17 protein-coding genes and 1 tRNA gene are annotated in these 24,098 nt (G+C 52.1%); 14 read left to right on the top strand and 4 right to left on the bottom strand.

Annotated features, from left to right (window positions below):
* Positions 1-30: 30 nt before the first annotated feature.
* Positions 31-106: transfer RNA gene (locus tag ACJJIE_RS09000), tRNA-Val, on the bottom strand.
* Between the two features lie 176 nt (positions 107-282).
* On the opposite strand from ACJJIE_RS09000, the gene ACJJIE_RS08995 reads away from it, so the two are divergent.
* The 13 genes from ACJJIE_RS08995 to ACJJIE_RS08935 all read left to right on the top strand — a co-directional run bounded on the left by ACJJIE_RS08995 (position 283) and on the right by ACJJIE_RS08935 (position 17,557).
* Positions 283-810, top strand: coding sequence for a cytochrome c-type biogenesis protein (locus ACJJIE_RS08995; RefSeq protein ID WP_282933476.1), 528 nt, complete (start codon positions 283-285; stop codon positions 808-810).
* Positions 807-2,036 carry a c-type cytochrome biogenesis protein CcmI gene (ccmI, locus tag ACJJIE_RS08990; protein ID WP_444894355.1) on the top strand — a complete coding sequence of 410 codons (1,230 nt, stop codon included), beginning with the start codon at positions 807-809 and terminating at the stop codon, positions 2,034-2,036. The genes ACJJIE_RS08995 and ccmI overlap by 4 nt, the downstream gene beginning before the upstream one ends.
* Positions 2,037-2,340: 304 nt before the next feature.
* Positions 2,341-5,844, top strand: coding sequence for a chromosome segregation protein SMC (gene smc, locus ACJJIE_RS08985; RefSeq protein ID WP_444894354.1), 3,504 nt, complete (start codon positions 2,341-2,343; stop codon positions 5,842-5,844).
* A 26-nt stretch (positions 5,845-5,870) separates the two neighbouring features.
* Complete coding sequence (gene zipA, locus ACJJIE_RS08980; protein ID WP_444894353.1) at positions 5,871-6,887, top strand: cell division protein ZipA; 1,017 nt, start codon at positions 5,871-5,873, stop codon at positions 6,885-6,887.
* Between the two features lie 151 nt (positions 6,888-7,038).
* Entirely contained in the window at positions 7,039-9,090 is a 2,052-nt protein-coding gene (ligA, locus tag ACJJIE_RS08975; RefSeq protein ID WP_444894352.1) for an NAD-dependent DNA ligase LigA, read from the top strand.
* A 177-nt stretch (positions 9,091-9,267) separates the two neighbouring features.
* Complete coding sequence (locus tag ACJJIE_RS08970) at positions 9,268-9,702, top strand: hypothetical protein (protein WP_282933471.1); 435 nt, start codon at positions 9,268-9,270, stop codon at positions 9,700-9,702.
* Positions 9,703-9,954: 252 nt separating this feature from the next.
* The gene (locus ACJJIE_RS08965; RefSeq protein ID WP_282933470.1) at positions 9,955-10,401 is read left to right on the top strand and encodes a DUF4399 domain-containing protein; all 447 of its coding nucleotides are present in this window, start codon (positions 9,955-9,957) and stop codon (positions 10,399-10,401) included.
* 58 nt (positions 10,402-10,459) lie between these two features.
* Positions 10,460-11,845, top strand: coding sequence for a class II fumarate hydratase (locus ACJJIE_RS08960; RefSeq protein ID WP_413665142.1), 1,386 nt, complete (start codon positions 10,460-10,462; stop codon positions 11,843-11,845).
* Positions 11,846-12,106: 261 nt separating this feature from the next.
* A complete protein-coding gene (locus ACJJIE_RS08955; protein ID WP_282933468.1) occupies positions 12,107-12,307 on the top strand; it encodes a hypothetical protein in 201 nt (66 codons plus the stop codon).
* Between the two features lie 3 nt (positions 12,308-12,310).
* Complete coding sequence (locus tag ACJJIE_RS08950) at positions 12,311-13,381, top strand: AraC family transcriptional regulator (RefSeq protein WP_282933467.1); 1,071 nt, start codon at positions 12,311-12,313, stop codon at positions 13,379-13,381.
* A gap of 178 nt (positions 13,382-13,559) precedes the next feature.
* Complete coding sequence (locus ACJJIE_RS08945) at positions 13,560-15,353, top strand: acyl-CoA dehydrogenase C-terminal domain-containing protein (RefSeq protein ID WP_282933466.1); 1,794 nt, start codon at positions 13,560-13,562, stop codon at positions 15,351-15,353.
* An 81-nt stretch (positions 15,354-15,434) separates the two neighbouring features.
* Positions 15,435-15,770, top strand: coding sequence for an SCP2 sterol-binding domain-containing protein (locus tag ACJJIE_RS08940; RefSeq protein WP_444894351.1), 336 nt, complete (start codon positions 15,435-15,437; stop codon positions 15,768-15,770).
* Positions 15,771-15,919: 149 nt separating this feature from the next.
* Positions 15,920-17,557, top strand: a complete 1,638-nt coding sequence (locus tag ACJJIE_RS08935; RefSeq protein WP_413665144.1) for an AMP-binding protein — start codon at positions 15,920-15,922, stop codon at positions 17,555-17,557.
* A 183-nt stretch (positions 17,558-17,740) separates the two neighbouring features.
* On the opposite strand, the gene ACJJIE_RS08930 is transcribed toward ACJJIE_RS08935, so the two are convergent.
* Together ACJJIE_RS08930 and ACJJIE_RS08925 are read right to left on the bottom strand one after the other, a co-directional pair.
* Positions 17,741-19,492 (bottom strand): M28 family metallopeptidase, encoded by a 1,752-nt coding sequence (locus ACJJIE_RS08930; RefSeq protein WP_444894350.1) that lies wholly within the window; start codon positions 19,490-19,492, stop codon positions 17,741-17,743.
* 244 nt (positions 19,493-19,736) lie between these two features.
* A complete protein-coding gene (locus tag ACJJIE_RS08925) occupies positions 19,737-20,936 on the bottom strand; it encodes a phosphatidylinositol-specific phospholipase C domain-containing protein (RefSeq protein ID WP_444894349.1) in 1,200 nt (399 codons plus the stop codon).
* Positions 20,937-21,225: 289 nt separating this feature from the next.
* Here ACJJIE_RS08925 and ACJJIE_RS08920 point away from each other — a divergent pair, with 289 nt between their 5' ends.
* Positions 21,226-22,755 (top strand): MFS transporter, encoded by a 1,530-nt coding sequence (locus tag ACJJIE_RS08920; RefSeq protein WP_444894348.1) that lies wholly within the window; start codon positions 21,226-21,228, stop codon positions 22,753-22,755.
* Between the two features lie 205 nt (positions 22,756-22,960).
* Here the strand turns inward: ACJJIE_RS08920 and ACJJIE_RS08915 are convergent, their stop codons facing one another.
* Positions 22,961-24,085, bottom strand: coding sequence for a M14 family metallopeptidase (locus tag ACJJIE_RS08915; protein ID WP_444894347.1), 1,125 nt, complete (start codon positions 24,083-24,085; stop codon positions 22,961-22,963).
* Positions 24,086-24,098 lie beyond the last annotated feature (13 nt).

Here is a 24,098-nt window from a genome sequence, read left to right as displayed (position 1 = left end):
GTTGCTCTTGCCGGGCAAGAGTAAGAGAGGTGGTGGGTGGTACAGGGGTCGAACCTGTGACCTACGGCTTGTAAGGCCGTCGCTCTCCCAACTGAGCTAACCACCCCGTGTCAGGAGCTGCGTATCTTAATGATATTCTTCGTGGCGTCAACGCCTTTTTTGAATTTTTTTTTGTCTTTCAATGAGTTAACGCGCTTTTGTGTGAATTCGTGGGCGTGTCCGCCGGGGGGTGACACTGTTATAATCGCCCCAATTCCCGTTAGTTAGAGCGTGAGAAAAGCTGTGACACAGAAGACCTGGCTGGCCCAACTTGTACTGGTATTCGGTATTTTTTGCCTGTCCATCGCTGCACATGCGGTAGTTGAGACACAAAAATTGTCCTCTCCCGAGCTGGATGCAAGGTATCGCGTGCTTATTGAAGAGATGCGCTGCCCCAAATGTCAAAACCAGAACCTGGCAGACTCCGATGCGTCTATTTCCTCGGACTTGCGCCGTGAAATTCGCCGTTTGCTGGAGGAGGGATTTACGGACCAGGAAATCGTTGACTACATGGTGGCCCGCTATGGGGATTTTGTGCTCTACCGCCCACCTGTTCAGAAAAATACTTTGATCCTGTGGTTGGCTCCGGGAGTCTTTGCCGTTTTCGGGCTTCTGGCCTTGATTGTGATCGTGATGCGCTCAAAAAGTGGTACCGGGGCTCGCCAAGATGACGGCAGTGGGGAACTCACTGATGATGAGCGGCGTCGATTAAAGCAGTTGTTGGGAGAAGGAGCTGTAGATGAAGGTGATAGCGGGAAGGAAGGTAAATGATTGATATCTGGTTTGGTGTAGCCCTACTGCTACTGTTGGTAGCTTTTGTATTTCTGATTCCTGCTTTGAGAGCTGCAGGCAGACGTCGCAGCGGTAGTAGCAAGCGAGAGGCTATGGCAGCGCTCTACCGGGAGCGCAGTAAAGAACTTCGCGCTGCGGTGCAGAGCGGTGCGATGGATGAAAAGCAGTTTGCCCAGCTGGAGGCAGATCTCGCGCGGGAACTGCTGGCGGCTCAGCAGGAAAGTCAATCTGGTGAAGCCAGGCAGGGTGGCGGCCGATTGCTAATCGGGCTGGCGGTTTTGGTGCCTGCAATTGCAGCAGCTGCCTACGGGTTTTCCGACCGACCGTCCGAAGTAGCTTTGTATCGCGATATGGTGGCGAGCCAAGGTGGGCACACCTCTTCGGAGGAAGAGGCAAAAATCACCCGTCAGTTGCAGGAGCGGGCTAAAACTCATCCAGATGATCTTAGCAGTCGCTATATATTGGCGCAGCGGCTACTGGTGAGTGGCGATTTGGCTGGGGCGGTAGATTCCTATCGCTATGTTGTGGCTCGCGAGCCCCAGGCGGCCAATGTTAAAGCTGAGCTGGCGCAAGCGCTGTTTTTTGAAGGCGGTTCCAAGATTACCGATGAAATCCGCTCCTTGATTGAGCAGGTGTTACAGGTGCAGCCATCCAATGGTACTGTGCTGGGCTTGGCGGGTATTGCCGCTTTTGAAGATGGGGACTACCGCAAGGCTCGCCAGCATTGGCAGCTAGCACTTAGCCAGCTTCCCCCAGGATCTGCAGCAGCAGAGGCGCTTCAGGCTGGCGTTGCCAGGGCCGAGAGCGCTTTGGCAGGCAGCGGTGAGGCTGTAGCGGTGCAGGCAAAGGTAGAAACGAAAGAGAAAGGCCCGCAGATTCGAGTTCAGGTCAGTTTGGGGGAGGGGGTTGAAGCTCCAGAATCTACCCCGGTATTTATCTATGCACGCAGTGCTGCGAGCCCGATGCCTCTGGCTATTGTGCGCCTCACGGCTGGGCAGTTACCGGCAGAGGTTGTGCTGGATGAGTCCCGAGCAATGATGCCTGGAAGCTCCATCGCCACTGTCGACTCTGTACAGTTGGTGGCGCGACTGGCCATTAAGGGGGATGCGCGTCCGGCTCCAGGGGATTGGCAAGGAATGATTAGTGAATTACCTAAATCCCGCTGGAGTGAAACTCAGTCAATAGCCATCGATAGTCAGCTGTAACTGGCTGTGACTGTCGAAAATGAGGTCACAGTGTAAGCTGTGGCCTCATTTTTATTTGCGGCCGGATGGCATTCTTGCGTCTAATTGGCCTCAAGCTCACATTGCCCCGATATTGATGAGTTCTATTGGGGCAAGTTGGCATTTGGTAGCGATCGTCATGTTTGACTTGACCGCTGCTTGGTCGGATTGATAATCCCGACTGAACATTACTGTGAAGAATAGCGCTGAATGCTCTGGCGACACCAAGTAAGATTGAAGGTTTGGTGTCCCGCCCGGCAGAGAAAAATATCGAGTTTATAAATACATGCGTCTGAAGTGCATCAAGCTAGCGGGCTTCAAATCTTTTGTTGACCCTACCACTGTCTATTTTCCGACAAACCTCAACTCGGTGGTGGGTCCCAATGGCTGTGGTAAATCCAACACAATCGATGCGGTGCGCTGGGTAATGGGGGAATCTTCCGCAAAGAACCTGCGCGGCGATTCGATGACGGACGTTATCTTCAACGGCTCCAGTGGCCGCAAGCCCGTGGGGCAGGCCTCGATTGAGTTGGTATTTGATAACTCTGAGGGCAAGCTTTCTGGAGCCTATGCCTCTTTCTCGGAGATTTCCGTCAAGCGCAAGGTAACCCGGGAAGCACAGAACACCTATTACCTGAATGGCGAGAAGTGTCGCCGCCGCGATGTTACCGATCTCTTCTTGGGCACCGGCCTGGGTCCGCGCAGCTACGCCATTATTGAGCAGGGCATGATCTCCAAGCTGATCGAAGCCAAGCCCGAAGAGCTGCGTGTCTATATCGAAGAGGCCGCCGGTATCTCCAAATACAAGGAGCGCCGCCGGGATACTGAAAACCGGATGCGGCGGACCTCTGAAAACCTTGAGCGCCTCACGGATATTCGCGATGAACTGGATCGCCAGTTGTCCCGACTGGAGCGACAGTCCGCAGCAGCGGAAAAATACAGCCGATTTAAAGAGGAAGAGCGCAGCCACAAGGCTAACTTGCAAGCGCTTAAATACCGCGAACTGGATGACCAATCCAAGGCCAAGCAGCAGCAGATAGGTGAGCTTGAACTTACCGTTGAAGAGCTGGTTACCCGCCAGGTCACCTGTGACACAGGCATTGAGCAAAAGCGCGTGGGGTACCACGAGCTATCTGACAGCTTTAACGAAGTCCAGGGGCGCTTCTACGCCGTCGGTGGAGATATCGCCCGCTTGGAGCAGAGCATTGCCCACGCTCGTGAGCGCTCTACTCGCCTGCATTCCGATTTGGCGCAAACCGAACAGGAATATCGCGAGGCGGAGACCAACCTCGAAGTGGATCGCGAAAAAGCGGCCCAGTTTGAGGAGGAACTTGAGATTATCCTGCCGGACCTGGAGATGGTCTTGGCAGCAGAAGAGGAATCTGCTGCGGCGCTGCTCGAATCTGAAGAGCAGATGCGCAATTGGCAGAACGAGTGGGACCAGTTTAACCAGGGTGCCTCTGGCTCCCGTCAGAAAGCTGAAGTGCAACAATCCCGCATCCAGCACCTGGAAACTTCTGGCCAGCGGCTGCTGGAGCGGATCAATAAGCTATTGGCGGAGCAGTCCGGCCTCCAGGTCTCTGACGACGATGAAGAGACACTGCAGCTGAACGAGCAGATGGCCGAGCTGGAAATGCAGGCTGAAGAGCGCCGCGAGGAAGCGGCAGAGCGTCGCGAGTCTCTGGACAGTCTCCGTGTGCAGGAGCGGGAGCTGGCTACCGAACTCGATCAGTTACGCTTGCAGCTGCAAACCGGGCGAGGCCGTCAGGCGTCTCTGGAAGCCTTGCAGCAAGCTGCTTTAGGGCAAGGCAAGGCAGTTGAGAATTGGCTGCAGCAGCAAGCCCTGGCTGACAAGCCCCGGCTCGCCGACCAGATTAAAGCCCAGCCCGGCTGGGAAACCGCAGTTGAAACTATCCTCGGCCCCCAATTGCAGGCGGTATGTGTCGAACAGCTCGAGTCCGTGGCTGAAGGGTTGGCGGCACTGGAAAGCGGTCAAGCGGTTCTGATCGATAACAGTGCTGTAAATAGCAGTGCGAAGGGAGCGCTTCCTTCGCTGCAGGATATGGTTCAGGGGCCGTCCTCTCTCTCCGGCATCTTGGCGGGAATTTATACCGCAGAGGATTTGACTGAGGCGCTGTCCAGACGCGCGAGTTTGCAAGCTCATGAGTCTATTGTGACTCGCGATGGGCTCTGGCTCGGTCCCAACTGGTTGCGAGTGAATCGCGCCAGTGATGCAGAGGCCGGGGTCCTGGCGCGCAAGCAGGATCTTGAAACCCTGGGGCAGGAGTTGGCCCTATGTGAGGAGCAGATAGAGAGCATTGCCGAGCGACGCGAGTCCCTGCGCACGCAAACGGTCGATCTCGAGCGCTCCATCGAACAAGCTCGCAATGAGTCCGACCAGCTCGGGCGTCGCGAGGCAGAGCTGCGCAGCCAGTTGTCCGCCCGACGGGCGCGTGCGGAGCAGATGAATGAGCGCCGTATCCGAATTGAGCAGGAAATCGATGAGGTGCGTGAGCAGCAGGAGTTGGAAGGGGAGTCCCTGTCGGAAGCTCGTCTAATGCTGCAGGAAGCTGTCGAGGCGATGAGTGATGATACCGATCGTCGCGAAACGCTAATGGCACGCCGGGAGGAATTGCGCGAAGCTTTGGATGCCGTGCGCCAGCGTGCGCGGGAGGACAAGGATCGCGCCCATGAACTGGCTATGCGCGAGCAGTCAGTGCGCACCCAGATGGTGTCTCTCGAGCGCACTTTGCAGGTGATGAGCGAGCAGCTGGAAAGGTTGCGCAGTCGTCGTCAGCAATTGCAGGAGCAAATGGAGGAGACCCAGGACCCCTCCCAGGATTTTCAGGCTGAGTTGGAAGAAAAACTCGGCGAGCGTATTGAGGTGGAAACGGAACTCGCCGATGCGCGCAAAAAGCTGGAAGAGGTTGAGACCGGCCTGCGTGAGCAGGAACAGGAGCGCCACAAAGTGGAGGCGGCTCTTCAGGGGGTGCGCGCCCAGCTTGAGCAGGAGCGTCTCGCTGCGCAGACACTGGAAGTGCAGCGAAACGGATTGGTAGAGCAGCTGCGCGAGAGCGAGCACGATATCGATCAGCTGCTCGAGCAGTTACCTGGCGATCTGACGATTAAACAGGTACAGGAAGATTTGGAATTGGTAGCTGCGCGTATCTCGCGTCTCGGGCCGATTAACCTCGCCGCTATCGATGAGTACAAGCAGGAGTCTGAACGCAAGAACTACCTGGATCGCCAGCATGGGGATCTGATGGAAGCGCTTGAGACCCTGGAAAATGCAATTAAGAAAATCGACAAGGAAACGAGAACCCGCTTCAAGGAAACTTTTGATCAGGTAAATGCGGGCCTGCAGGAACTCTTCCCGAAAGTTTTCGGTGGTGGTAATGCCTATCTGGAACTTACCGGTGAAGATCTGCTCGATACTGGTATCGCGATCATGGCCCGCCCGCCGGGCAAGCGCAACAGCACAATCCATCTGCTCTCGGGTGGAGAAAAAGCGCTGACGGCGATCGCATTGGTATTCTCGATTTTCCGTCTGAATCCAGCACCTTTCTGTATGTTGGATGAGGTGGATGCTCCCCTTGACGATGCTAACGTTGGTCGTTACGCACGAATGGTTAAAGAAATGTCAGAACACGTTCAGTTCATCTATATTACCCACAACAAGATCGCAATGGAGATGGCGGATCAGTTGCTGGGGGTTACCATGCACGAGCCGGGTGTATCCCGACTGGTGTCGGTGAATGTGGAAGAAGCAGCCGAGCTGGCTTCTGCATAAGGGCGTAAAGGGAGAGGCGCTAAAAAATGGATAACTGGCTGGTTACAATCCTGGTTGTCGTTCTGCTGGTCGTTGTGGTCGATGGCATACGCCGGGCGATCTTGCGACAGCGCGCGGCAGTTAAGGTCTCCCGCAATCTGTCGCGGGCCATGCAATCTGAAGTAAAAAATGAAGCTGACCCGGTCTCAGAGAAGGCTGAAGAAGAGCCCCCGGTCCGCAAACCCCTGGAGACGCGAGAGCCCAAGCCCGCAAACAGCGAATTGCCCGGGCAGGCTCGCGTTGTTCAGCGCCGTCCGCTAGAGGATGCGCTACATGTGAATCGCCAGGTACAGGAGAGCTTTATTTCCTCGCGCAAACCGCTCGCTGGCAGCAATCCCCAGAGGAGCCCGGAAGAGCAGGGTATCCTCGATTTGGAAGAGCAAGTCCCCACCCTGATGGAGTCGGTCGGTGAAGAGCAACGCTATGAGCCTGCATTAGATGAGACTGAAAGCCTAAATGCGATGGATAGCGCTCACAGTCCTGAGCATGAAGCGGTGCATGAGGATTCTCAAGCCGAGCGATCTTCTCAGTCTCCAAGCTCTGGCAGTGTTGGTGAAGGTGCTCCCACCCGTGAGGTGCTGGTGATTAATGTAATGGCGCCAGAAGGGGATTACTTCGAGGGTAATGACTTACTTCGGGTAATGGTTGCCTGTGGCATGCGCTTTGGTGAAATGAATATTTTTCACTACCATGAGCACGGCGGTGCTGATGGGGCCATTATCTTTAGTCTCGCCAATATTGTTGTGCCCGGCGTTTTCGACCTGGCCCAGATGGAAGAATTTGCCACGCCGGGTGTTAGCCTGTTCCTGACACTACCTGTGGAAGGCGAGGCGATTAAAGCTTTCGATCAACTGCTTTCCACCTCATACAAAATTGCTGAGCTGCTCGGTGGCGAATTGAAGGATGAGAATCGCAGTGTATTTACCGCGCAAACGGCGGAGCATTATCGTCAGCGGGTTGTGGAGTACCAGCGCCGAAGGACTTTAGCGATGGCGCAAAGCTAGCGCGCAATCTCTACATAATTGTTGCCATTTTTAATGCGGCCCGGGATGCCGGCTGATTTTCATTTTGGAAATTAGCCGTAAGCTCGGGCCGTATTTGCATGTAAAATCGAAATAATTTTCTAACTATTATTTTTATTCACTCGAATTGCCGATGACTCATCAAACTATTTCCCCTCAAGTGCGCGAACGTGTTCAGGAATTACATGAAATCCTCCAGCGTGCGAATCACCAATACTATGTGCTTGATGATCCCGAGTTGCCGGATATTGAGTACGACCGGCGCCTGCGCGAGTTGCAGGACTTGGAAAGTGAATATCCTCAGCTGCTAACTCCGGATTCTCCCACCCAGCGGGTCGGCGCAGAGCCGCTTTCCTCTTTTCAGGAAGTTCGCCATGAGGTGGCGATGTTGTCTTTGGATAACGCCTTTAATGATGAAGAGTTGCTGGAGTTTGACCGCCGGGTGTGTGAGCGCCTCAACAGTAAAGGGCCGGTGGAATACGCCTGTGAACCCAAGTTAGACGGTATCGCTATCAGCCTTTTATATCGCGACGGCGTACTTGAGCGAGCGGCAACGCGAGGGGATGGCACGACGGGTGAGGATATCACCCAGAATGTACGCACCGTGGGATCTGTACCTCTGCGTTTGCGTCAAGCAGATGGTATTGAAAAGTATCCGGGTGTATTGGAGGTGCGCGGTGAAATCTATATGCCGAAAGCGGGCTTTGCCGAATTGAATTGCAAAGCGGCTGCGGCGGGTGAGAAGCTTTTCGTAAATCCTCGAAATGCCGCTGCCGGTAGTTTGCGTCAATTGGACTCCCGCATAACAGCGCAGAGACCGCTGGAATTGTGTGTTTATGGCACTGGCCTTGTAGAGGACGGTGAGCTGCCGGAAAAGCACGTTGAGACTTTGCAGTTGCTGGGGCATTGGGGCTTCCGTACAAATCGGGAGATGCGCGTCGCTAAAGATATTCAGGGCTGCATCGATTACTACCGGGAAATCGGCGAGAAGCGCGAGGACCTCGCTTATGATATCGACGGTATTGTTTTTAAGGTCAACAGTATTCCCCTGCAGCGCCGTCTCGGTTTTGTTGCCCGCGCACCCCGTTGGGCCATGGCCTATAAGTTTCCCGCTCAGGAGGAAATGACTGAATTGTTGGATGTTGAGTTCCAGGTAGGGCGCACCGGTGCGGTCACCCCGGTTGCTCGCCTACAACCGGTGTTTGTCGGCGGGGTTACCGTTTCCAATGCAACTCTGCACAATCGAGATGAGATCGAGCGCCTCGGCGTACAGGTGGGTGATACCGTCATTATTCGCCGTGCCGGAGATGTTATCCCGCAGGTGGTTTCTGTAGTGGAGAGCAAGCGCAAGCCGGGTGGTCACGCTATTGAATTCCCCACGCATTGCCCGGTATGCGGTTCGCCGGTGGAATCCACGCCCGGTGAGGCGGTGGTCCGCTGTAGCGGTGGCTTGATTTGTAGTGCCCAGCGCAAGCAGGCCATCAAGCATTTCGCTTCGCGTAAAGCGATGGACATTGATGGTCTGGGAGACAAGTTGGTAGAGCAGCTGGTAGATGAGGACTTGTTACACTCGGTGTCCGGGCTCTACCACCTCACTTTGGAGCAGGTGGCGGGACTTGAGCGAATGGGGCAAAAGTCTGCCCAGAACCTCCTTGATGCACTGGAGCGCAGTAAAGAGACCACGCTGCCTAAATTCCTCTATGCCCTGGGTATCCGGGAAGTGGGTGAGGCTACAGCGCGTAATTTGGCGCGGCACTTTGGTGAATTGAATCCGCTAATGTCGGCAGATGTCGAGGCTTTGCAGGAAGTTGAAGATGTGGGCCCAGTGGTCGCTCATTTTGTTGCTGAGTTTTTTCAGCAGCCTCATGCCCAAGAAGAGGTGGAGGCACTGCAGCAGGCGGGTGTGCATTGGCAAGCGGAAGAGAGTGACGAGCAGGATCAGCCCCTGGCAGGGGAAACCTGGGTGCTTACCGGCAAACTGGAAACCCTGTCCCGCAGTGAAGCAAAAGACTACTTACAGAGGCTGGGTGCGAAAGTTGCAGGAAGTGTTTCCGCCAAGACCGGCACTCTGGTTGCCGGGCCAGGCGCCGGCTCAAAATTGACCAAAGCACAGGAACTGGGTATCACGGTTATGGATGAAGAGGCTCTTCTGGATATGCTGCGCGAAAGGGGCTATGAGATTTAGTCCTGGTATTTTAGGCGGGGCACCATTAGTAACTGAATAGCCGAACTTTTGAGCACTTTGCAGGTTCGTGTTTTGTTTTGTGGCTTTCTGGTCGCTTCGCCGTTAAAGTTGATGCCTTAGATCTGTTTTGCCCTGGGTACCTGATGTCCAGTGGCACTGTGGTAAGGAATGGAATTAATGCTTCAGGGCGATCAGGAATCCATCGTTTACGGTTGTATCAAAGACAGCAATAGCCTCGCTGGCGGCAGCGATCGGCGCAGGGTGAACCGCAATGCTGTGCTCGCTCTGCCCAGTGCTGATGAATGGCCATTCCTGTGCCGGGATATGTTTGCTATTCCCACCATTAAGGTGAAGCAATCCCAGTACCAAACCGATGTAATCCACTTTGGCGCTTCCTATCGGGCGGTAGAATACGAGTGGGATTTGTGGATACAGAAGTTTGAAGAGTTGTTGAAGAGTATGTATTGGGTTTCGGCAACTGTGCATTTGGAAACTGAGCTTTCCGGCGTTCACTCTTTCAGCTGGGAATCCGCTGGCCTTTATCACGAGCCGGGCAGCGGCGATATGCAGGTTCGCTGCGAGTGGACCCAAGAGGGGCGGGTGAGTATCTGATTTTTCTGGCCCGGTTGGTCCGGGCTCTCTCTTGCGTAATTGCCGCAAAGCAGATTTAAATAAGTAGCGCTGTCACAAATCCTATCTCTCTTTTTCTTTCCGCAACTATATTCCCTGATAGTCTCTGGAACTGAAACTTTGGTCTGTTAAAGTGTCAATGCCGAACGGTACCAAGGTGCCGCGGCCGAGAAGCTGTAAAGCCAGATTATAAGAATTGGCGCGATCTGGGCGCCCTATCAGGAAGGAATACACATGATTAAATCCAGTTCTCTGCTGTTTGCCAGCGCACTGATGTTGTCGCCGCTGTTACATGCGTCTGAGCACGAAAGCAAAATGGATATGAGCAGTAAGGCCCCAGCAGATGCCAAGGTCTATATTATCTCGCCGAAAGATGGAGAGAAGGTGCCCCAGACATTTACGGTGAAGTTTGGTTTGTCTGGTATGGGGGTGGCACCGGCGGGTACCAATCAAGAGAATACCGGCCACCATCATCTGCTGATTGATGTGGATGATATGCCGGATATGAGCAAGCCTTTGCCGGCGAGTAAGAACATCATTCACTTTGGTGGCGGGCAAACCGAGACTCAAGTTACCTTGCCACCCGGCAAACATACGCTACAACTGGTTCTGGGCAACTATATGCATGTGCCACATAAAGAGCCTGTGATGTCCAAGAAAATTACCGTCGTGGTCGAGTAGGGCTGCAGCGGCTAAATAACCTTCTGTCGATGCATTAAACGCATCTGGGGAGAGTGAAATGGGTGGCGAATTCCGCACTGAAAAGGACAGCCTGGGCGAAGTTCAGGTGCCGACTGAGGCGATGTATGGTGCGCAAACCCAGCGCGCAGTGGAGAATTTTCCTGTCAGTGGTCACGGCTTGCCGGCAGAGTTTATCCGCGCCATTGTGCTGATAAAGAAATCTGCTGCGGAGGCCAACCGGGACTTGGGGTTGCTGGATAAAGCCCAGGCTGAGGCCATTATCAATGCTTGCGACAGTCTCGGTGATGAGGAGTATGCCACTCATTTCCCCGTCGATATTTACCAGACAGGTTCTGGTACCAGCTCAAATATGAATGTTAATGAGGTGCTCGCCCACCTTGCAGAAAAGCACAGTGATCAAACCATCAGCCCCAATGATCACGTGAATATGAGTCAGAGCAGTAATGACGTGGTTCCTACCGCAATACATGTGTCCGCCCTGCTCGCAGTGCGCGATACCCTGCTGCCTGCGTTGCGCCATTTGCACACTGGCTTGTGCGACAAGTCCACGGAACTTGAAAGTATTGTAAAAACTGGCCGCACCCATCTGATGGATGCAGTGCCTATGACAATGGCGCAGGAAGTTGGAGGTTGGGCTGCACAAATAGAGGCGTGCCGGGAGAGAATTCGCGCGGTAATGCCTCGGCTTGCCCAGCTGGCTCAAGGCGGTACGGCGATTGGCACCGGGCTCAATGCTCACCCGGATTTTGCCGAGCTGTTCGCGCAAAAAATCAGCGCCCACACATCTCATCAGTTTCGCCCGGCAGAGAACTTTTTTACCGCAATTTCCAGTCAGGATACGTCGGTGGAGTTGTCCGGGCAGCTCAAGGTGTTGGCAGTTTCCCTGATGAAAATTGCCAACGACTTGCGCTGGATGAACAGTGGTCCCCTTGCTGGTCTCTCCGAAATCGCCCTGGAGGCCTTGCAGCCAGGGAGCAGCATTATGCCGGGCAAAGTGAACCCGGTTATTGCTGAATCAGTTACTATGGTTTGTGCCCGGGTGATGGGTAATGACACCACAGTGACCGTGGCGGGACAGAGCGGCAATTTTCAATTGAATGTTATGTTGCCTTTAGTAGGCAGTACGTTGCTGGAAAGTATTAACCTACTCGCCAATGCATCGACCCTACTGGCTGATCGAGCCGTTGCCAGTTTCGCGGTGAATAGGGCGCATATTGAGGGAACCCTGGGCCGCAACCCCATTTTAGTGACCTCCCTTAACCCAGTGATTGGTTACTTGAAAGCGGCGGAGATTGCCAAGGCCGCCTATGCCAGCTGTAGGCCAGTGCTGGATGTTGCTGTTGAAATGACGGACCTGGATAGAGAAACGCTTGAGGAATTGTTAGATCCCGCCCATTTGGCCAAGGGTGGGCTGATTAGCTAGGGGCAAAAAAGGCGATTCCCAACAGTATTAACGATATAATGGCGGTCAGGCACATAAGCCAGTGCAAAAGCCTTAACAGCGTGGCTCGATCCTCTGGTTCCAGCATTCTTCTGCTCATTGGTGCCTCCTGCGGCGTTGACAGGAACCGGCCAATCCCTCACGATTCGACGCCGCGTCGGTACTGGGTGCCGACAATACAATGGTAGCGTCACAAAATGTGGCAGTCTCACCTGTTTTGAAAATCAATGTATCCAGATCGTCATGGCTAAAAGAAGTCGCCGCTCCTTTATTACCAGTGTCCTCGCCTGTGTCGCCTTTGTAGTGGCGGCAGTCTACAGTTGGGACCTGCCCGTTAAGGATGTTGTCACCTATTTCATTCTTCTGTTGGTGATACTGCTTGTCATCATTGCTCTGGCGTTTGGGTGCGGGGCTTTATTGAATTGGTTGCGCAGGCGTAAATAATAGATGGCGTCAACGGAAGAGGATATTCGCATCCCTATCGCGTACCTCGAGCGACTGCTCGAAGAGGCGACCAAACACGGGTGTGATCGCAAGGAGCTTTTGGCTTCTGTCGATATCGATGAGTCTGAATTGCAGGGCGTATCCGCATTTTCAGCAGTGAAGTACGGCCGCTTATACCAGCGCGTGATGTGGCTGGCGCAAAATGAGTGGTTTGGCATGCTGAGTGGTGGAAGGGTCCGTTCCGGGTCTTTTCGCTTGTTGTGTCTGGCGGTTGTGAACTGTGCAACCCTCCGCCAGGCGATTACGCTCTGTGCCGAATTTATGGAAATCTGCCGAGGTTTTAAGGTGAAGCCGGTACTCGGAGAAGGTGGCCATGGGCGCGAGCGGGTTGAAATTTGCGGGATCAGTTCGCTGGGCAAAGGCGAATTTGAGCAGCTGCTGAATAACACAAGCCCCAGTGTGGTGCGTACAACTCTAGCGGTTTGGCACAGGTTTTATTGCTGGCTGGCAGGGCGGGAGATTCCGCTGGCCAGGCTGCACTTTTCATTTGCTTGCCCGGAAGAGTTTCGCAGTCTCGCACAGAGTGAGGCCAATGAGTTGTTATTTGAGCAGCCGTTTAATGCGCTCGAATACGATACCCGCTACCTGGAATACCCTGTGGTGCAAAGCCCGCAGATGGTCGAGGACTTTATTCGCACCGCTCCTTACCACCTGGTAATTAGCGACGGCAGTGCCAATAGTATCAAGACCAAAGTGAAAACCATTTTGAACCGGGACGTGAGTGAGTCCATGCCTGCCGCAGAGGCGGTGGCGGAGAGGCTCAATATGTCGGTCACCACGTTGCGTCGTCGCCTGCAACAGGAGGGCACCTCCTACCAGAAGCTGAAAGACGAATGTCGGATGGAAGCGGCTTTCCACTACCTGAGCTGCCCGGATCTTTCCAATGGGCAGATCGCAGAGATGCTTGGGTTCGATGAATCCAGTGCTTTCTTCCGCGCCTTCAAAAAGTGGACGGGAATTACGCCAGGCGAGTATCGCCGGGGTGGTCGCGCCGCAGCTGGCCTGGATATTTGACTGGGCCAGTCACCTTTTTTCATCCTCTCGCCTCGATTTGTCACCGCTTTGGACGGGTTTGGCCATAGAGGGGGCTGCTCGCTTACTACTATGATGAACCAATCTTAGAAATTAGTCATAAATATGACTGGATGGTTTTACCTCCGGTCCCAAACATAAGCGAATTGAGGTTATCAGGATGACCGATATCAAAATGCCACTGCGTGATTTGCGTTTCGTAATGCGCGAGATGCTGGACTCAGAAAAGCATTATGAGTCACTTGGATATGAGGAGGCTACTCCTGATGTCGTGGATGCCATCCTGGAAGAGGGTGCAAAGTTTTGTGAAAACGTTATTGCACCACTGAACCAAATTGGCGACCAGCAAGGTTGCACCTGGAAAGACGGTGAAGTTACTACCCCGGAAGGCTTTAAAGAAGCCTACCAGCAGTTTGTAGAGGGTGGCTGGGCTGCGCTGCCTCACGATCCTGAGTACGGTGGCCAGGGCCTGCCGCCCTCGCTCGGTACTATCATGAGCGAGATGGTTGGCACCGCCAACTGGTCCTGGGGCATGTACCCCGGCTTGTCCCACGGTGCCATGAACACCCTGGAAGAGCACGGTACTGAAGAGCAGAAGCAGGTTTACCTGACCAAGCTGGTTGAAGGTAGCTGGACCGGCACTATGTGTCTGACCGAGCCTCACTGCGGTACCGATCTGGGTATTCTGCGCACCAAGGCCGAGCCGAATGAAGATGGCTCCTACGCGATTACCGGCACTAAGATCTTTATCTCCGCCGGTGAGCACGATATGACTGACAACATTGTTCATATCGTACTCGCCCGCCTGCCAGACGCACCTGCTGGCACCAAGGGTATCTCCCTGTTTATCGTACCCAAGTTCCTGCCGAACGCTGATGGCTCTGCCGGTGAGCGCAACGGTGTGGTATGTGGTTCCCTCGAGCACAAAATGGGTATTCACGGCAACGCCACTGCAGTGCTGAACTTTGACGGTGCTAAAGGCTTCCTGATCGGCGAGCAGAATAAAGGCCTGAGCTACATGTTCACCTTTATGAACACTGCGCGCCTGGGCACCGCTCTGCAAGGCCTGGCTCACTCCGAGATCGGTTTCCAGAAGTCCCTGGCTTACGCAAAAGATCGCCTGCAAATGCGTTCTCTGTCGGGCGTGAAAAACCCGGAAGGCCCGGCTGACCCGATTATTGTTCACCCTGACGTGCGCCGCATGCTGATGACCCAGAAAGCCTTCTCCGAAGGTGGTCGTATGCTGGTTGTTAAGTGTGCACAGCTGGTTGATATCACTCACAAAGGCGATGCTGACGCGAAGAAAGCCGCTGACGATATGCTGGCGTTCCTGACGCCGATCGCGAAAGCGTTTTTGACTGAAGCCGGTTTTGAATCTGCCAACCTGGGTATGCAGTGCTTTGGTGGCCACGGTTATATTGCCGAGTGGGGCGTGGAGCAAAACGTACGTGATGCGCGTATCTCCACTATCTATGAAGGCACCACTGGTATTCAGGCTCTGGATCTGTTGGGCCGTAAGGTTCTGATGACCCAGGGCGAATTGCTGCGCGGTTTCACCAAGCAGGTTCACAAATTCTGCCAGGCGGAAATTGATAACGAAGCACTGGCGCCATTCGTTGCTAAGTTGCAAGAGCTGAACAAACAGTGGGGCGACCTGACCTTGCACGTTGGCGGCAAAGCTATGGAAAACCCAGACGAAGTAGGTGCTGCTTCCGTAGATTACCTGATGTTCTCCGGCTACACCGTACTGGCCTTCCTGTGGGCACAGGCGGCTAAAGTTGCCAATGAAAAACTGGCAGCGGGCACTGGAGAAGAAGATTTCTACAAGGCGAAAATTACTACCGCGCGTTTCTTCTTCGAGCGTATCCTTCCTCGCACTTCCAGCCACGCAACGTCCATGTTGAGTGGAGCAGGCAACTTGATGGAATTGGATGCCGAGCATTTTGCATTCTGATCCCGCTCTGAAATTAAAACCGCCGGCAAATGCCGGCGGTTTTTTTGTGAGTAATAAAGCGGCTTAAACGGAGAATTTCCGATGCAATTGCCGGATTCGGTTCAAGAGCGCCTGTGTCACTTAGCTTGTTCGTACCCGCTGGCTCGGGTACAGTTCCGGCTGCCAGATGCCTGTGACTTCTATGTTTATGTCACCGAAGTATCTAAAAATTACAAAGTGATTTCCGAATTTGGTCAGACTGATAATCCAGAACTAACATTGGAAATGGAAAACAGCACTCTCAGTGCTATATTGGACGGTCAATTAAATGGGCGTCACGCCTTCCTTTTGGGGGATGTTCAATATTCTGGAAATCGCGAGTTGGCCGCAGCATTGGCAGGTTTATTTCCTGCGAATAGTGAAGAGGGAGATCGGTAAAGAGAGGTTTTAAACCTTCTTTTTCACCATCTCAAAGATACTACAAACAATAAATAAATTCTCGCTCGCCCAGAGATATGGCAGCTTTCGCCTATGGAGACGGAAGGTGTGGGCAAGCGACGACAACAATCAGGAATGGGAGAAGAGAGTTGGACATTGATCGCAGCATACTTGATGTCTTTAAAGGCGCTTGCGCCAAATTCGGTGACCGGCCGGCTTTCACATGCCTGGGGCGTACACTTTCAATCAATGATATTGACACGCTAAGTGGAAAATTCGCCTCTTATTTACAAAATCATACCGACTTGAAGCCCGGTGATCGCATCGCTGTCCAGCTGCCCAACGTGCTGCAGTACCCAGTAGTTGTTTTTGGTGCACTGCGCGCAGGTCTGGTTGTAGTAAATACCAATCCGCTGTACACGCAGCGCGAGCTTAAGCATCAGCTGAATGATTCAGGGGCCAAGGCTCTGGTCGTACTGGCGAATATTGCCGATACCGCTGCTGCGGTGGTTGCTGAAACCGATGTAAAACAAGTTATTGTTACTGAGATTGCGGATCTGCACAGTCCGCTGAAGCGTACCTTGATCAACAGTGTGGCAAAGTACGTTAAGAAAATGGTGCCCGAATTTTCGTTTGCCAATGAAGTTAGCTTCCGCGATGCCATGGCAAAAGGCGCTGAGCGTCCTCATAAGGATGTTGAGCGCACCAAAGAAGATATTGCGGTTCTGCAGTATACCGGCGGTACTACCGGGGTTGCCAAAGGGGCAATGCTAACAAATGGCAATCTGGTTGCGAATATGGAGCAGGTTCGTATCGCATTTGCCAGTGGTATGAAAGAAGGTGAGGAGTTCTATATTGCACCTTTGCCTCTTTACCATATCTACGCATTTACCATCCACTGCATGTGCCTATTCTCCACGGGCAACCACTCGTTGTTAGTGCCCAACCCGAGGGATATTCCGGGTTTTGTGAAGATGCTGAAAGGCCTGCGTTTCACCGGATTTGTTGGGCTCAATACCCTGTTCAATGGCCTGATGCGCAACAAGGATTTTGCTGAACTGGACTTCAGCAAATTGCACTCAACAGCTTCTGGTGGCATGGCATTAACTCGCGATACGGCTAAGCGCTGGGAGGAAATGACCGGCTGTATGATCATGGAAGGTTACGGTATGACTGAAACCTCCCCGGTTGTTTCATTTAACCCTACTGATGGTGTTCAGCTGGGCACAGTGGGTGTTCCTGTTCCCGGTACTGAGGTCAAGGTTGTCGATGAGAATGGCAATGACCTGCCAAACAACTCTCCTGGCGAGCTGTGCGTGCGCGGACCTCAGGTGATGAAAGGCTACTGGCAGCGTCCGGAAGCGACAGCGGATACCATCGACAGTGAGGGTTGGTTGAATACCGGCGATATGGCTGTTATTCAGGATGATGGTTACATCAAAATCGTAGATCGCAAGAAGGACATGATTATTGTGTCCGGTTTCAATGTATATCCCAATGAAATTGAAGACGTGATCAGCGCGCATCCGAAGGTCACTGAAGCTGCCGCTATCGGTATCCCGGATGAGAAAAGTGGTGAGCAGGTGAAGCTCTTCCTGGTGAAGGCTGATCCATCTTTGACTGAAGATGAAGTTGTCGCCTACTGCCGTGAGCATATGACGGCTTACAAAGTGCCGAAGCATGTGGAGTTCCGTGAGGACTTACCCAAAACTAATGTGGGTAAAATCTTACGCCGCGAACTTCGCGATGAAGAGTTGAAAAAGCTTGAGGCTACTAGCGCTGCTTAAGTCGCTATTTAGCTAAAGAGCTCATTCGCATAAAAGGCCCTGCTGGAGACAGTGGGGCTTTTTTATTGGTTTTGATTCAGGGAGAGGCACCTGCAGCTAATGCAGGGTTGATGTTTGGGGTGGGAAGTTTGGTGGCACCGAGGAGATGCCACCAAGGAAAAGCGGGATATTTATCCTGCTTGGTTATTTGCGGCTTTCGGCACTGGCGTCGCGAATAGCGCGGAACTCATTGCCTTCATACCAGTTGGGCCAGTCGCGGCTGTTCGCCAGCTTCAGGCCCAATTGCAGGCCCAGTTGCAGATTCATAGCGGCGCCTTTCAGGTTCCAGTTGGGGTCGTACTCATCTCCCGGCTTGTGGTAGTGCTGGCTGAGATATTCCTTGTCCTTGGATTGTGCCCACTCCCGGCCGTGCTCATGGTTTTCGCTACCGGAATCAAAATACAGCATTGGCACGCCTTCTTTTGCCAGGCTGAAATGATCTGAGCGATAGAAGTAGCCGCGTTCCGGGTGCTCTTCAGCAGCCAGATAGCGGCCCTGCTTTTTGGCGGCTGCTTCTAAGAGATTTTCCAGCTCGCTGCTGCCGAAGCCTACGACGGTGATGTCTTTGGTGGGGCCCAAGACATTCATAGCGTCGAAGTTAAAGCCGGCAACCGTCTTTTCCAGAGGATCAACAGGGTTAGCGGCATAGTATTTGGAGCCGAGTAAACCGGACTCTTCAGCAGTTACTGCGACGAATACCAGGGAGCGATCAGCTTGAACCTCTTTTACTGCTTGGGCTGCAAGAGCAAGTAGTCCAGCGGTACCGGTGGCATTGTCCACTGCGCCATTGAAGATATGGTCTTCGCCAGAAGCGTTTTTGTTGACCCCTAAGTGGTCCCAATGGGCAGTGTAAACAATGGTTTCATCTGCATACTTTTTGCCGGGTAACTTAGCAATAACATTGCGAGAGTTGGACTTCTCAAGGCTGTTGCTGAGTTCGATGCTGGCTTTGAGTTCCAGTGACTTAGGCTTGAATCCCGGTGCTTTTGCAGCTGCCATTTCTTCGGTCAAGTCGAGACCTGCTGCCTGGAACAGATCCTTCGCTGCCTGGTTGGTGATCCAGGCCTCAATCGCCACGCGATCGATATTCTTGTTTTCTGCTTCAAGGCTTACCTGGGCGCCAGACCAGGAGCCGCTCACTACTTCCCAGGGGTAACCGGCAGCGCCATTCTCATGGACAATAATGGCCCCTGCGGCGCCCTGACGGGCAGCTTCTTCAAACTTGTAGCTCCAGCGACCGTAGTAGGTCATGGCATTGCCATTAAATAGAGCCTCATCTTGGGTGGCATAGCCGGGGTCATTCACCAGAATGACTGCGGTTTTGCCTTCCATATCCAGACCTGCGTAGTCATTCCAGTTGTTTTCTGGAGCTACGATGCCGTAACCGACAAAAACCAATTCGCTTTCATTGAGGCTGGATGCGCTGGTTTGGCGCTGGGTAAACGCGACCATGTCGTCAATAGGTTTTAGAACCTGGCCTACACCCTCGCCCTGAATAGTAAGGGGAGTGGATTGAATATCCATCTCTACAATGGGGACTTCCTGGAACCAGCTGGGGTTACCGTCGGAATCTACGGCACCAGGGGTAAGTCCGAGCGCCTTAAATTGCTCTGCCAGATAGTTTACCGTCAGCTCCTCACCTTTACTGGCGGGAGCGCGGCCTTCGAATTCATCGGAGGCCAATACGGCGACATGCTTGTGCAGGTCGGCAGCGACAGTATCAATTTGAGCCTTCTCAGCGGCTTCTAGATTGAGCTTTTCAGTGCTGTGCTCGATATGTTCTTTATGGGAGTGCGCTTGTGAGCTGACTTCTTCGTTGCCCTTGCTACAACCGCTGATAACACCGCTGATGGCTATAGCCAAGCCAAGGCGGCGCCAGGTGGTAGGAATTCGCATAATTTTGTCCTGACAGTCTTGTTAGGAGGCAGATTATGCCTGATCTTGTCTTAACTAACGACATATCAGCGATCAGTGGAGAGTAGAGTGTGGCTGGGCCCAGAGCTATATTCCCGTTTTGGTAATTTAGTTGAATATGGTGACAGGGTTTGTGCTTGAGAGGTTTCAATAAAACTCGCCTTGGATAGGAGGCTCGGGCTTAGCCTCCTATCCAGCCTAAACCCTCAAGTCGAGATTTTTGAGGTTAATTGTGCTGCCACTGGCCCTCAGTTATCTGGTCCTGATAGTTAATCCACACCTTGTCATAGCCAGTGGTTTCCTTGGCATTTTTAAGGGCTTGGTTGTCCTGGCTATTGGTGGGGGCGGAAAACACATAGTCATTGCCCAGTGCCTGGCACACCCCGGCACCATAAGAGAATGGGCCTGTGGAGGCGCTGACCAGCCAGCTACCGTCAGCCGTGTTCTTACATGCGAAGCTATATTGGTTGCTGCAGTTGGCATCATTCCAGCGCCCGTTGCCCCACTGCATGGCGCAGTCCTCATTGTTCAAGTTATTTGGCTCATTCTGATCCCATGACCAAATAGCTGCAGCGATGCGGCCATCAGTCGTATTCATATTATCGAGGTTGATTATGTTGTGACCTATAGCAAAGCCATTGCGAACATCATCGGCTGTGATTCGTTCAATACCACCGCTAAAAATTTCCCCTATGGTGCCAATAGTGGTGCTGTCTTCCCACACTCGACCGATTTCCCCTAATCCGGTGAAGGCCATGTTCTTCATGTCACCATTTCCAGAGCAGCCGCTATCTTTCCACACGGCGACTTGTTTCCCTGCAGCAAGCACATCATTTTTTGTAAGGCTGCTGGGAATGCTCTGGCAGCCGCCACTGTAGAAAATCTTATCCCCGAATCGATCGGTTATTTGGTTGTAGAGATCTTGATGGCGCCCATCAGAATGGTCCTCAATATATAAAATGATGACTTCGTCCTGGTTGGCACTGTCATTTAGCCAGTCCTTTATTTCGTTAAATCCTTCAGTCGCGTACTTGTCATTGATACTGCAGAGCCCATGGCACAGAAGTAATCTTTTGGGATAGGAAAAAAGGCTCTCCATTTTCGTTGTCCAATGGACATCCAGTTCTATAAAGCGAGCTCCCATGCGCAATTGATCTTTTATGGAATGCTCCTGTTGAGGGTCCAGGTAGCGACATCCCACTGAGAAGTTACAGGCGCGATACACTTCTGAGTTGTAAGAATTGTGTGTCCCCAAAATATTGTTTTCACTCATGGGAGTGTGGTTGTCTATTTGACGCTGTAGATCCAAGGCTGTGCCTGTCCAGCTGTTTTGGAAATCAGAAATGCTATCGGCCCAAAGGGGGGGAGAGGCGAAGGAAAGTACAAATAGAATCGATAGGATCATCTGTCTGATAGTGTGTTTCATTATTTTTCTCCGGACTGAGTAGATACGCTACCTTTGCAGTAGACGCTAGTGAATATTTTTTAATTTTTATTGGTGTGTGGTGCCTTAAGGTACCGTTTTTATTATTTTTGCTTTTTACTACGAATTGGACTTTTTTGTCTATGTGAAGAGGGTTGGTTTCTTGTTGTTTTCTGGTGGCATCATAATTCTATTGATAATGGATGGGTTGTGTAGCTCTCTCAGCAATAAATGCCGATAAATTATTCAGGGTCTTTCCTTGCTTTAATTAACAAGCTGCATAAGGGGAATTATGCGACTAATGAATAAGTGGGTTGTTTTGCTTGGCTCCTTTCCAGCCACCTTTATTTTGGGGTTGGACTACACCATTGTCAGTATTGCGCTGCCGACAATCCAGCAGAGTTTAGGTGCATCCTTTATTCAAACCCAGTGGGTTATGAATATATTTATGTTGATGCTATGTATCCTGATGGCCAGTATGGGGAGATTGGGGGATATTGTGGGCTCCCTGAAGATGCTCAATATTGGATGGGTATTACTTGCAGTTAGCTCCCTTTTCGCGGGGTTGGCTGAGGATCCACTTTGGTTAATTGTCTGGCGGGCCTTTCAAGGTGTCTCCATTGCCATAATCGTGCCGAATAATATTGCTTTGCTGTCCCACACTTTTGTAGAAAAAGAAGCCGGATTTGCAATGGGATGGTGGATGTCGGTATTGGCTGTCGGCTTTGCTCTTGGTCCGGTATTGGGTGGGGTCCTATGTGAGTATTTGTCTTGGAGGTCGATCTTTTTTATTAATATCCCCTTTGTGTTGGTTAGTATGGTGCTTGGTCTTTTTGTGATGCGGAGCCCGCAAAATTTAGATAAAGAAAAAAGTTATATTGACTGGCGTGGAATGATACTCCTTGCGCTTAGTGTGGGTTCGCTAGTGGTGTTAGTAGTTGAAGGGGCGCAAGTGGGTTGGTTGAGCCGGCCGATACTGTTGTTATTGGTTATTTCTATATTGAGTTTTATTGCCCTTTTTCGTGTTGAGCGAAAACTGGAGCAACCGTTGATCCATTTTGCCTATTTTAAGAATTCGCTATTCTCTGCTTGTGTTTTAACCAATTTCAGCTTGTTGATATTTCTCATTTCTGCTTTCTTTTTATTGCCATTTTATTTGCATATTGTGCGTCAGGATACAACGGTAATGTCCGGCCTGATTTTGCTCCCTATTACCTTGGTGATGGCTTTGGTATCTCCTGTGGCGGGCAGAATGGCAGCTAATTCCGCACCTGCGGCTCCAATCTTAATTGGTGTCATATGTATTTTGATTGCGGCAATCGTAATGACGCAATTCTCAGTGGATACCAATTTTTCAACGCTTTTGCTGGCTTTTATACCTTTTGGTGTGGCTTGGGGGTTTGTATTTAGTGCGACAGCGCCAATCGCTATTGGCGCTTTGCCGCCTAATAGTGCAGGTATAGCAACCGGAATGTTGTGGGGCATACAAAACATAGGCGCAGCACTTGGTTTGGCTGTAGTGGGTACTGTATTCCGGATAATGGAAAAACAGAGTTTGCTAAATCAATTGCAGGAAAGTGGGGTGCAGATTACCAGTGCACTGGAAAAATATATCGATGCATTGCTGATTAATCCTGAAAGGATAGAGCGTGGCGCAATGGGGGTGTCTGCTGCTCTGCACAGTCGCATCGCTAACATGTTTAATGAGGCTTTTGCCCAGGCTTTTCAGTCGGTGATGTGGGGGTTGGTGGTATTTACTTTCCTTTTGTTGGTTGCTGTAGCTGTATTATTAAAAAAATCACAGCGTAATAAGAAAAGTTAGAGATGTTGTTTTGATGATCGCTGCAATCTTTGAAATATAGAGGCTATCCTGTGACTTTTGGCTCAAAAATAAACGCCTACTCGGTTTTTATAAATCAATAATTGCAATAAGAAAAGTCTCTCTAAAACTGGGCTGCCGTTTGAGACAGCCCAGCTCAAATTAATTTCTCTTACCGGTAACGGTGATTTAGTTCACCGGATAGAGGTTATTTGAGTGTTTTTAACACTTCGCGAATTGGGAAAAGAATATCGCGAGCGAGTTGTTGGCTTCGCGCCGGGGACCAACCTTCGATCAAGTCGGGCAGGTCATCATTGTCTTTAAACGGCATCTCCAATGTTAGAGCCAGGGTGCGGAATTGATGTCCAGCCCAGGCGGTACCAATTGTCAGATTTGCTTCGCCGGGTTTATCCAGCTCATATCCATGCTCCGTTTGGAAGTCGGGGCTGATGGCCTCATAAGCTTGCTTAAATGTCTCTTCCAACTTGGCGTGGCGCTCGTCATAGCCGGGAATACCTTCACAAGCCGCAACAAAGTTATAGGGCAGGGCTTCATCACCATGAATATCCAGGAAGATATCTCCGCCCAGCTCCAGCATCTTCTCCCTGACCAAAAAGACCTCCGGGCTTCGCTCCATTGTGGGGTTGAGCCACTCACGGTTCAGGTTGGCGCCCGCAGCGTTAGTGCGCAGATGCCCGCGAACGCTGCCGTCGGGGTTCATATTGGGTACTACATAAAATACGGTATCTGCCAGCAAGCTTTGCGCAGTAGGATTGGCATGGTCGAGCAAGGTTTCCAGGAAGCCCTCGACAAACCATTCTGCCATGGTCTCTCCTGGGTGTTGGCGGGCAATCATCCAAACACGATGTTTTGCGGTGTCGGCGTTGCCAACCGTGAGCATGGTCATATCGCGCTCATCAAGGGTTTTACCGAGAGTTTGCAGTTTGACCAGGTCGTGGCTCTGCGCCCAAGCGAGCAGGTCCAGGTGGCGTTCCCAGGAGTAGGGGGCAAAATAGGCGAGATAGATACTGGGTTCATCCAGGGTTACAGTGAAGTCCAGAGTATTGCCGTCGTAGTTGGCGCCAATTCTGAACCAATTTTGACGATCGTAAGAGGCACAGATGCGGTAGTTTTCCCAGCCTTCCGGGTAGGCGGATTTGCCGGCATTAACGATGCGCAAGGGATAGCTGGTGCCAATATCGCCTTCCAGACGAAAGTGAAACCATTGGTAGAAGTCAGAATTGTTGTCCTGACGGATTGCTAGCTCTATTGGATTGCTGTCGGTATTGATAACTTCGATATTGCCGCTGTCAAAGGCGCTGCTGATATACATGTAGAGAGCTCCA

The organism is Microbulbifer maximicatervae (SeqCode), assembly GCF_052467325.1.
Note: the sequence above shows the minus strand (reverse complement) of the source record. Positions and strands in the feature narration are given on the sequence as shown.

Coding starts and splice junctions, on each gene's coding strand:
- ACJJIE_RS08955 (WP_282933468.1), top strand. CDS start 12,107: ATGGCTAAAAGAAGTCGCCGCTCCTTTATTACCAGTGTCCTCGCCTGT.
- ACJJIE_RS08950 (WP_282933467.1), top strand. CDS start 12,311: ATGGCGTCAACGGAAGAGGATATTCGCATCCCTATCGCGTACCTCGAG.
- ACJJIE_RS08945 (WP_282933466.1), top strand. CDS start 13,560: ATGACCGATATCAAAATGCCACTGCGTGATTTGCGTTTCGTAATGCGC.
- ccmI (WP_444894355.1), top strand. CDS start 807: ATGATTGATATCTGGTTTGGTGTAGCCCTACTGCTACTGTTGGTAGCT.
- smc (WP_444894354.1), top strand. CDS start 2,341: ATGCGTCTGAAGTGCATCAAGCTAGCGGGCTTCAAATCTTTTGTTGAC.
- ACJJIE_RS08930 (WP_444894350.1), bottom strand. CDS start 19,492: ATGCGAATTCCTACCACCTGGCGCCGCCTTGGCTTGGCTATAGCCATC.
- ACJJIE_RS08965 (WP_282933470.1), top strand. CDS start 9,955: ATGATTAAATCCAGTTCTCTGCTGTTTGCCAGCGCACTGATGTTGTCG.
- zipA (WP_444894353.1), top strand. CDS start 5,871: ATGGATAACTGGCTGGTTACAATCCTGGTTGTCGTTCTGCTGGTCGTT.
- ACJJIE_RS08970 (WP_282933471.1), top strand. CDS start 9,268: ATGCTTCAGGGCGATCAGGAATCCATCGTTTACGGTTGTATCAAAGAC.
- ACJJIE_RS08925 (WP_444894349.1), bottom strand. CDS start 20,936: ATGAAACACACTATCAGACAGATGATCCTATCGATTCTATTTGTACTT.
- ACJJIE_RS08960 (WP_413665142.1), top strand. CDS start 10,460: ATGGGTGGCGAATTCCGCACTGAAAAGGACAGCCTGGGCGAAGTTCAG.
- ACJJIE_RS08940 (WP_444894351.1), top strand. CDS start 15,435: ATGCAATTGCCGGATTCGGTTCAAGAGCGCCTGTGTCACTTAGCTTGT.
- ACJJIE_RS08920 (WP_444894348.1), top strand. CDS start 21,226: ATGCGACTAATGAATAAGTGGGTTGTTTTGCTTGGCTCCTTTCCAGCC.
- ACJJIE_RS08915 (WP_444894347.1), bottom strand. CDS start 24,085: ATGTATATCAGCAGCGCCTTTGACAGCGGCAATATCGAAGTTATCAAT.
- ligA (WP_444894352.1), top strand. CDS start 7,039: ATGACTCATCAAACTATTTCCCCTCAAGTGCGCGAACGTGTTCAGGAA.